This window comes from Novosphingobium sp. (genome assembly GCF_031424035.1).
Lineage (GTDB): Bacteria > Pseudomonadota > Alphaproteobacteria > Sphingomonadales > Sphingomonadaceae > Novosphingobium.
Window position 1 is genome coordinate 23,242 of record NZ_JANPGP010000033.1, and the last position, 9,025, is coordinate 32,266.

A 9,025-nucleotide genomic window follows, 5' to 3' on the forward strand; every position below is an offset into this window, starting at 1 on the left:
TTCAGATGCCGCCGCCGGTCAGCCGCTGGCAGATCAGATCAAGCTGGTCGAGCGTGCGATAGCGGATTGTCACTGCGCCACTGCGGGGATCCGCATCGGCCTGGATGCGCACCGGTAGGCCGAGAAATTCCTCGAGGTGCGCCTGCACTGCGGCAATATCGGCATCGTCTGCCGCGCCGCCGCTGCTGCGTGCCCGGCGAGGAGCCGCCGAAGCGCCCCGGATCTGTTTGCGCACCAACTTCTCGACTTCGCGAACCGACATCTGCTTGGCGACGACGCTCGCAGCCAACTCCTCGGCATTGCCAACACCGATCAGCGCGCGAGCGTGGCCCATCGACAGCCGGCCTTCCTGGACATGGTCAAGCACCACGTCGGGCAATTGCAGCAGGCGCTGGAAGTTCGCCACGTGACTGCGTGACTTGTCGACAAACCGGGCGATTTCGGCCTGAGTCAGGCCCTCTTCCTCGCTGAGCCGGTGATAGGCCCTCGCCTCTTCCACCGGATTGAGATCCTCGCGCTGCAAGTTCTCGATAAGTGCGAGCGCCATGACATCGCGGTCGGACAATTCGCGAACAAGGGCTGGAATTTCATGGAGTTGTGCCCGCTGGGCGGCACGCCAGCGGCGCTCGCCAGCGACCAGCTGGAAACGCCCCTGCCCAACCGGACGGACGATCACCGGCTGGATAACACCGCGCGCGGCGATCGATTCAGCCAGTTCGGCCAGCGCCGCCTCGTCAAAATGGCGGCGGGGCTGGTTGGGATCAGGATCGATCAGCGAAATCGGCAACTGGGCAAGCCCAGTCGTCGCCGAAACGGTTCCTGCGGTCTGCGCAGGAACGCCTCCCACCAGCGGCTCCTCACGCCGCGATTCACCGAGCAGTGCGCCTAGGCCGCGCCCGAGGCCCGACATCTTGCGCTTCGCCGGCGCGGCTGTTGCAGCAGGTTCCGTCTGGGGAACCGAAATGCGGATTACCGGATCGTCGTTCATGCCGCTTTCCTCATCGCCGGCAGCCGCGTGATCAGTTCGCGCGCCAGGGCCATATAGGCCCGGCTGCCCGGGCAATTGTGATCGTAGACCAGCGCCGGCAGTCCGTGGCTGGGCGCTTCGGACAAGCGGACGTTGCGCGGGATCACCGTTTCGAACACCAGGTTGCCAAGGCAGGACCGTACGTCATCACTGACCAGATCGGTGAGGCGGTTGCGCCGATCAAACATCGTCAGCGCCACGCCGAGGATCGACAAGTCAGGATTGAACCGCTGCTGCACCCGCTCGACCGTCTGGAGCAGCTGGCTCAAACCTTCGAGTGCAAAGAATTCGCACTGCAGCGGCACCAGCAGGGTATTCGCCGCACCCAGCGCGTTGAGCGTGAGCAGCCCGAGCGACGGCGGGCAATCGATCATGACGATGTCGTGGCCCTTGTGTGCGGCAAGCGCGTTGCGCAGGCGGTGGGCACGATCTTCCTCACCGACCAGCTCAACCTCGGCGCCCGACAAGTCGACGGTGGCGGGAATCAGGTCGAGGCCAGGAATTTTGGTCGCGTGGACACAGTCGGCAATCGGCACCTGATCGAGCAGCACGTCATAGGACGACGCCGTGCGGTCCGGGGCTGAAATGCCGATGCCGGTCGAGGCGTTGCCTTGCGGGTCAAGGTCGACCAGCAGCACCTTCCAACCGATTGCCGCCAGCGCGGTGGCAATGTTGATCGCAGTCGTGGTCTTGCCCACCCCGCCCTTCTGGTTGGCTACTGCGATGGTGATCACGCGCGGTTCCCCTTCGATTTCGCTGTTTCACCACTGACTTGGCCGACGATAATCCCGGCATCGGGGTCGGTTTGCGATTGTTCCACGTGGAACCTATGCTGCCAGCCGGAGAGCTCCTGCAATTCCTGCCGTGCCGAACGCCCTTTGGGCAACAACCAAATCGTGTCGGGTGTGGAAAAACGTGCGGATAGATCGAGCAAACGCGGCAATGGTGCAAATGCGCGTGCCGAAATGACGCTGCACTTACGCGATTCGATCAGCTCCAGTCGCGATCCGATGACTTCCGCCCGCTTGAGGCCGAGCGATTCGCAAACCCTTACCAACCAATCGATTCGCCGCGCGCGCGATTCGACCATCAGCACGCAGGTTTCCGGCAAGACGCAGGCTATCGCCAGACCGGGGAAGCCCGCCCCGGTGCCAAGATCGAGCCATGGCCGCGATGTTTCACGTGGAACATGGCATAGAAGCTGTAGCGAATCGGCGATATGCCTCTGCCAGACATGGTCGAGGCTGGCGGCGGCAACCAGGTTCTGGACGCTGTTCTCATCGGCCAACATGGCGGCGAGCCGCTCAAGCCGGTCGATGGCTACGGCGTCCACTTCGGGGATCTGGCTGACAAATTCCCTCGCCTGGTCTTCATTGGTGATCACGCCGCATTCCTTCGTGCATGGACCAGCAGCGCCGCGAGGGCTGCCGGCGTGATACCCGGCACTCGCCCGGCTGCCGCCAGGTTCGCAGGGCGCGCGCGGGTGAGTCGCTCGACCATCTCGTTCGACAAGCCCGGGATGCGGTCATATGCGAAGGCATCGCCAAGCAGCAGTGCCTCACTGGCACGCAAGTCACGCAGCTCGCCGTCCTGCCGGGCCAGATAAGGCGCATAGGCCGCGTCTTCGGCCACCTCGCTTGCCAGCTCCGGGTCATCCGGAAGCGCTTCGCCAAGCCATGGTGCCAGTCCATCGAGATCGACACCGCCGAAGCGCAGCCAATCCCGCAGCGACAAACGGCCGGTATCCGCCCGCACCGGCAAGCCTCCCTGTGCAAGTTCTGTCCCGGTCGCCTGCCGATCAAGCGCGGCTTCGATCGTCGCGCGATCCGCCACGCGGCGTTTGAACCAGGCAGCCCGCTCCTCGCCCACCGCCCCAACCGCCATCGCCAATGGCGTGAGCCGGGTGGACGCGTTGTTGGCGCGCAGCCGTAGGCGGTACTCGGCGCGGGCGGTCAGCATGCGATAGGGCTCGGTGACGCCATGCAATGTCAGGTCATCAACCATCACCGCCATATAGCTGTTTGCCCGGTCAAGCGGCGCCGCCTCACGCCCCAAGGCCTGCGCGGCGGCATGCATACCGGCGACCAGCCCCTGCGCTGCCGCCTCCTCATAGCCGGTGGTGCCATTGATCTGCCCGGCGCAATAGAGCCCCGGTATGTCCCTCAGCTCAAGGCTTGGCCGCAGCGCGCGGGGATCGATGTGATCGTATTCAACCGCATAGCCCGGCACTGCCATTTCGACACGCTCCAGCCCCGCCATGGTCTGCAACATGGCGAGCTGGACATCGGCCGGGAGCGACGTGCTGATCCCGTTCGGATAGACCAGATGGGTGTCGAGCCCTTCCGGCTCAAGGAACACCTGATGCCCGTCTCGGTCGGCAAAACGGTGGATCTTATCCTCAATCGACGGACAATAGCGCGGCCCCGAGGCTCCAATGGCACCGGTAAACAGCGGGGAGCGGTGCAGGTTGGCGCGAATGATGTCATGGCTCTGCGCATTGGTGCGGGTAATCGCGCAGAAGATCTGCGGCAGCGCCCTGCGCGGCACGTCGGGCCCGAAATTCGGCAAGGCCGACATGGTCCACGGCTCGGCATCCGAGGCTTGTTCTTCGAGTGTCGCCCAATTGATCGTCCGTCCATCGAGCCGGGGTGGTGTGCCGGTCTTCAGCCGCGCCATCGGCAATCCGGCCCCACGAAGCTGTGCCGCAAGGACCTGCGCAGAGGCTTCACCAATGCGCCCGCCGACAAGCCGCTCCTCGCCCCTGAACAGGGTGCCGCCGAGGAAGGTGCCCGTACACAGCACCACGGCTTGGGCTTCTAGGGCCATTCCGTCCGCCAGTTCGATCCCGCAGACTCGTCCGCCTTCGATCCGTAGCGCTGCCGCCTCTCCGGCAATTGTCGTCAAGTCGCCCTGCTGACCGAGCAGCGTTTGCACCGCCGCCTTGAACCGCTTGCGGTCAGCCTGCACGCGCGGGCCCTGTACCGCTGTGCCCTTTGAGCGGTTGAGCATGCGGTAATGGATTGCGCCGGCATCGGCGGCGCGGGCAATGATGCCGTCGAAAGCATCGACTTCGCGGACAAGGTGTCCCTTGCCGAGCCCGCCGATCGCCGGGTTGCAGCTCATCGCGCCGATCATAGCGGTATCGAAAGTCACGAGCGCCACGCGCGCACCCATGCGGGCCGCGACGGCGGCGGCCTCAACCCCGGCGTGTCCTCCGCCAATAACAATGATGTCGAACCGGTTCATGAAGGCCGCGTTTAGACTCGCAATGCCGCCCGGTCAAAACCCGGCATGTTTCACGTGGAACATGCTACTTGCCGATGCAGAACCTGCTGAAGAGCGTGTCGAGCATATTCTCCGTAGTTGTCCTGCCGAGCAAGCTATCGAAAGCAAGCCGCGCCTGCCGCAGGCCTTCCGCGGCCAGCAAGGGATCAGCCTCATGCCGTGCGTCCGCCAATGCCCGTGTAGCGCGGGTGAGCAAGCGGTGCTGCCGCTCATTCAGCGCTGCATCACCGGGCGCGGGCATGGCCTTGCGCGCCGCGACGACCAGATCCTGCCGCAGGTCGTTCATCCCGTCACCGGTCATCGCCGATATCCGATGGCGCGCGGCCCGTTTGGGTAAGGCATCATTGCGGTCAATCTGCGAGGCAATTTCCCAGGCACCTTGCGGCCCCATGCCTTCCGGACCGAGCCAGAGCACGAGGTCAGCCCGGTCGAGCGCTTCCATCGCCCGTTCAATGCCGATGGCCTCTATTTCGTCATCAACGGCGTCATGCAAACCGGCGGTATCGGCGAACAGGAAAGGCACCCCATCAATCGCGACGGGGCGCGTCAGTACGTCGCGTGTGGTGCCGGCAATTGGCGTGGTGATGGCGGCGTCAGATTCAACCAACTCGTTGAAAAGGGTGCTTTTCCCAAGGTTTGGCGGTCCAGCGATAACCACGCGAAAGCCTTCGCGCAGAACTTCGGCGCGCGGGCGGGCAAGCCAGTCGCCAATCTCGCTGCGCAAGGCCTCGATTTCCTGCGGGAATTCGGGCGGCAGCAACGCGACATCGTCCTCATCGGCGAAATCGAGCACGGCTTCGAGACTCGCCGATGCCATCAGCAGGCGTTCGCGCCACTCCTCGACCAGACGGGAGAAGGTTCCGCCCGCCATGGCCATGGCGCTGCGGCGCTGAAGTTCGGTCTCTGCGGCGAGCAGGTCCGCGAGCCCTTCAGCCTCGGCCAGATCGATCCGGCCATTGGCAAAAGCGCGGCGGGTGAACTCGCCCGCCTCGGCCTCACGCAGGCCGGGCAGCTCGCTCAACGCATTTTCCAGTGCAGCGATAACCGCGCGGCCGCCGTGCAAGTGAAACTCGGCAAGGTCCTCACCCGTTGCGGTGCCGGGCCCCGGGAACCAGGCGACCAGCGCGCGGTCAATCTCTTCGCCCTCACCGTCAATCAGCCGCGCCACGCCCATACGGCGCGCTTCGGGGATCGTTCCGGTCAGCGAGCGCAGGGCATTGCCCGCCCCCGGTCCGCTCACCCGGACAATGGCGATTGCGGAAGGCGGAGAGCCGCTCGACAAGGCAAAGATCGTATCGGTCATGCGGGTGCGGCGATCAGCTTTCGCCGTCCTTCTTCTTTTTCGCGCCGCCGGTGCCGGCATCCATGAACTGCTGGAACAGCTTCAGCCCGATCTCACCCATCGGCGCGACCTGCTTGGCCATGGTCTGCAGCTTTTCGAGATCACCAACGCCCTGCATCGCCTTGGCCACGGCATCGACATAAACGTCGTTGGCCTTGGCAACATCCGGCAGGCCGAGAAAGCGGCGCGCTTCCTCTGGCGAGCAATCAACCTCGACGTGAACCTTCATGGGCTAAACCTCCCGCGCCAGCTTGGCGCACCTGAACTAGATGGGCAGCCCGTGCGCACTTGGCAATGGTCTTGCGCAGCACCGAGGGGTTGGGCCAAAGGAACGGCAAGTGCCAACCGCACGCATAACCCAAGGAGAGTTTCGATGGGCGAAAAAGTCCGCATCCCCACGTTCGAAGGCGACAAGAGCTTCCCCGCCTATGTCGCCCGCCCGGCAGGCACACCCAAGGCGGCGATCATCGTCGTGCAGGAAGTGTTCGGCGTGAACCCCGGCATCCGCAAGAAGGCTGACGACTGGGCGGCCAAGGGCTACCTCGCCGTCGCGCCCGAAGTGTTCTGGCGGCAGGCCGAGGGCATCGATCTCGATTCGGACATCCCCGAGGAGTTCCAGCAAGCGATCCGCCACATGCTGGCACATGATTTCGATGCCGGCGTGCGCGATATCGAGGCGACTATCCGCTGGATTCGCGGCACGGAAGGCGTCGCCAAAGTCGGCCTCGTCGGCTTCTGCATGGGCGGCAAGGTGGCTTATCAAGCTGCTGCACGCACCGATATTGACGCCTCGGTTGGCTACTACGCCGTGGGCATCGACCAGATGCTGAATGAGGCCCACGCCATCGCCAAGCCGCTGATGCTGCACGTGCCGACGGCGGACGGTTTTGTCCCGCCCGAAGCGCAAGCGGCAATGCACGCCGGGCTGGATGACAATGCCCACGTAACGATCCACGATTACGCCGGGCTCGACCACGGATTCGCCGCCGAACACGGCGTGCGGCGGCAGGATGTGGCCGCGCAGCTCGCCGATCAGCGGACGGACAAGTTCTTCGCGGCGAATTTATAAGGAACCACAAATCAAGTGACTCAAATCAAAGCAAATTATGTTCGTGACCTAGAATCCTGATTCTGTTAGATTCTTTCAGAAGAGGACGACCATGCACGACCAATCGACTTCCAATTTGGAGTGGTTCAAGAGCCGCTTGCCGGAGTTGCTCTCGGTGCATCGGGGAAAACATGCTCTTCTACACGATAGAGGTGTAATCGGATTTTATGAGTCCAGTCTTGAGGCAATCTTGGATGGGATGAATCGGTTCGGTGAGGGTCGGTTTTCGGTCGAACCCGTTGATGATACCGTCGAAGACCTGGGCTTTTATTCGCATGTTAGTTCAGCGCTGCACGCTTGAGGAGCATCGGTTGGTTGTCGTCGTTAGTTTGACGAAGCCGGCCGTTTGCGACAGCACGTTTCAAAGCGTTTTTTCAGGTAATCAATTTCGGGCGCTCATTGATACCGGCGCTCAACGCAGCGTGCTAACCCGATTAGTCATCGCCGACCTAAATCTGGTGAGAACGGGGCACATGCAATTTGCCGGTTTGCATGGTCCAAGAACGCACAGCCGCTATCTGGCAGGTATCGGCCTTTGGGCCAAGCGTGTGGACAAGAACCGTTCCCCACGGGAATACGAAGATGCAGAGCTCACTTTGTATTCGATCGAAGAACCATTTGAGGTCGTCGATATGGACAACAACATGAACTTTGACATGATCTTGGGGTTTGATGTTCTGAAAAACCACGCGTTCAATTTCAACGCGGGAAAACAAGAATTCGAACTCATCGTCCAGGCCTGACTTCAGTTGATCCCAAACGTGTCGATCGCCTGGAAGATCCGGGCGATCGCCGTACGGTCCTCTTCAGGGATTTCGGGGCGCCAGATCTCGAACAGCAGGATGACGCGGGTTTCGGGTCCGGCGTTGATCGCTTCATGCTCGATGGAATCGTCGAACACCAGGGCCTGTCCGTCGATCCATTCGCGCCGCTCATTGCCGACCCGCAGCGAACAGCCGGGTGCCGTGCGCACCGGGACATGGCAGATCAGCCGGGTGTTGAGCATCCCGTGATGCGGAGCGATGTGCGCACCGGGCAGCAGACGCGACCACAGCGCGTTGGGCGCGCGTCCGGGGACCTGAGGCAGCGGGGCATGGCCAAGCGCCTCCATGGTGCGCGGACAGGCTCTGGCGTGGCCCTCGACCATCGATCCGTCCTGCCAGAAGTAGTGTGCGCTCCAGTCCATGCGGCCAAGCAGCGGATTGTTCGGCGCGGGGCGGTTGGCCTGCTGTTTTACGTAGGGTTCGAATCCGGCCCCTTCTCGCGCCTCCAACTCCTCGCGCATCGCCGGAGCCAGCTCCAGCATCGTTTCGAGCCAAGCGAAGTCGGCGGGATCGTAGAACCATTTCTGCGGCAGCCCCGGATAGTAGAAAACCGAAGGTTCCTGCAGGTAAAGCCGCGACTGGCCCGTCAGCAGGTCAATCGCCTCGCGCATGGTTGGGCTGAGTCCATCGCCGACGACTTCGCGCAAGTGCGCTCCGTAATCGCCCTTGGACGATTCGATGAATTGCCGGCCATGCGCCATCAGGCTGGTGAGCGGCGGCGGGATCGGCGACCCTGTAGCCACCTGGTTCGCTGCAGCCTGATAGAAGCTGGATGCTCCGCGCGGATCGCCTAGCCGTTCGCGCAAGTGCCCTTTGACCAGCAGCGCCCCGACATCGCGGGTTTCCAGCTTCAATTGTCGGTCAACCGCCGCTTCTGCCGCATCAAGATTACCCAGCGCCAGCTCGACATTACCGAGCGCCATCCACGGGAATTCGATTTCTGGCAGCGCGCTGCTCGCAGAACGCAGCAGCTGCGCCGCGCGCTGCGGCTCGCGCGCTTGCAGGGCGGCAAGGCCCTCGGCGATCGCTTGATGCGGATCCGAAGGGCCTGCCATCCTGCCAGCCTTACTGGTTCATCGTGGCGAAGAAGTCCTCGTTGGACTTGGAGTCCTTCATCTTGTCGAGCAGGAACTCCATCGCGTCGACCGTGCCCATCTGCATGAGGATACGGCGCAGGACCCACATCTTCGAGAGCTGGTCCTTGGGAACCAGCAGCTCTTCCTTGCGGGTGCCGCTCTTGCCGACGTCGAGCGCGGGGAAGATGCGCTTGTCGGAAACCTTGCGATCAAGGACGATTTCCGAGTTACCGGTGCCCTTGAATTCTTCGAAGATGACCTCGTCCATGCGGCTGCCGGTATCGATCAGGGCCGTGGCGATGATCGAGAGTGAACCGCCCTCCTCAATGTTGCGCGCCGCGCCGAAGAAGCGCTTGGGGCGCT

The 9,025-nt window shown here is 63.0% G+C and carries 9 protein-coding genes and 1 pseudogene; 2 read left to right on the top strand and 8 right to left on the bottom strand.

Annotated elements, in window-relative coordinates; translation table 11 throughout:
* Window position 1: 1 nt before the first annotated feature.
* From RMO89_RS04790 to RMO89_RS04815, 6 genes are all read right to left on the bottom strand, one after another.
* Complete coding sequence (locus RMO89_RS04790; RefSeq protein WP_310531550.1) at window positions 2–988, bottom strand: ParB/RepB/Spo0J family partition protein; 987 nt, start codon at window positions 986–988, stop codon at window positions 2–4.
* Complete coding sequence (locus tag RMO89_RS04795) at window positions 985–1,761, bottom strand: AAA family ATPase (protein WP_310531551.1); 777 nt, start codon at window positions 1,759–1,761, stop codon at window positions 985–987. The genes RMO89_RS04790 and RMO89_RS04795 overlap by 4 nt, the downstream gene beginning before the upstream one ends.
* Entirely contained in the window at window positions 1,758–2,411 is a 654-nt protein-coding gene (gene rsmG / locus RMO89_RS04800) for a 16S rRNA (guanine(527)-N(7))-methyltransferase RsmG (RefSeq protein WP_310531552.1), read from the bottom strand. The genes RMO89_RS04795 and rsmG overlap by 4 nt, the downstream gene beginning before the upstream one ends.
* Window positions 2,408–4,273: a tRNA uridine-5-carboxymethylaminomethyl(34) synthesis enzyme MnmG gene (gene mnmG / locus RMO89_RS04805; RefSeq protein WP_310531553.1), complete on the bottom strand. Its 1,866-nt coding sequence runs from the start codon at window positions 4,271–4,273 to the stop codon at window positions 2,408–2,410. Before mnmG ends, rsmG begins: the two co-directional genes overlap by 4 nt.
* Before the next feature lie 64 nt (window positions 4,274–4,337).
* Window positions 4,338–5,615 carry a tRNA uridine-5-carboxymethylaminomethyl(34) synthesis GTPase MnmE gene (gene mnmE, locus RMO89_RS04810; protein ID WP_310531555.1) on the bottom strand — a complete coding sequence of 426 codons (1,278 nt, stop codon included), beginning with the start codon at window positions 5,613–5,615 and terminating at the stop codon, window positions 4,338–4,340.
* A 13-nt stretch (window positions 5,616–5,628) separates the two neighbouring features.
* Window positions 5,629–5,883, bottom strand: coding sequence for a DUF6489 family protein (locus RMO89_RS04815; RefSeq protein WP_310531556.1), 255 nt, complete (start codon window positions 5,881–5,883; stop codon window positions 5,629–5,631).
* Between the two features lie 144 nt (window positions 5,884–6,027).
* Between RMO89_RS04815 and RMO89_RS04820 the strand changes: the two genes are divergently transcribed.
* Window positions 6,028–6,723: a dienelactone hydrolase family protein gene (locus tag RMO89_RS04820; protein ID WP_310531558.1), complete on the top strand. Its 696-nt coding sequence runs from the start codon at window positions 6,028–6,030 to the stop codon at window positions 6,721–6,723.
* A 314-nt stretch (window positions 6,724–7,037) separates the two neighbouring features.
* Window positions 7,038–7,505, top strand: coding sequence for a hypothetical protein (locus tag RMO89_RS04825; RefSeq protein ID WP_310531559.1), 468 nt, complete (start codon window positions 7,038–7,040; stop codon window positions 7,503–7,505).
* A gap of 2 nt (window positions 7,506–7,507) precedes the next feature.
* On the opposite strand, the gene RMO89_RS04830 is transcribed toward RMO89_RS04825, so the two are convergent.
* Window positions 7,508–8,641 carry an aspartyl/asparaginyl beta-hydroxylase domain-containing protein gene (locus tag RMO89_RS04830; RefSeq protein WP_310531560.1) on the bottom strand — a complete coding sequence of 378 codons (1,134 nt, stop codon included), beginning with the start codon at window positions 8,639–8,641 and terminating at the stop codon, window positions 7,508–7,510.
* A 10-nt stretch (window positions 8,642–8,651) separates the two neighbouring features.
* Window positions 8,652–9,025: pseudogene (locus tag RMO89_RS04835) on the bottom strand (transcription termination factor Rho); the annotation flags it as partial.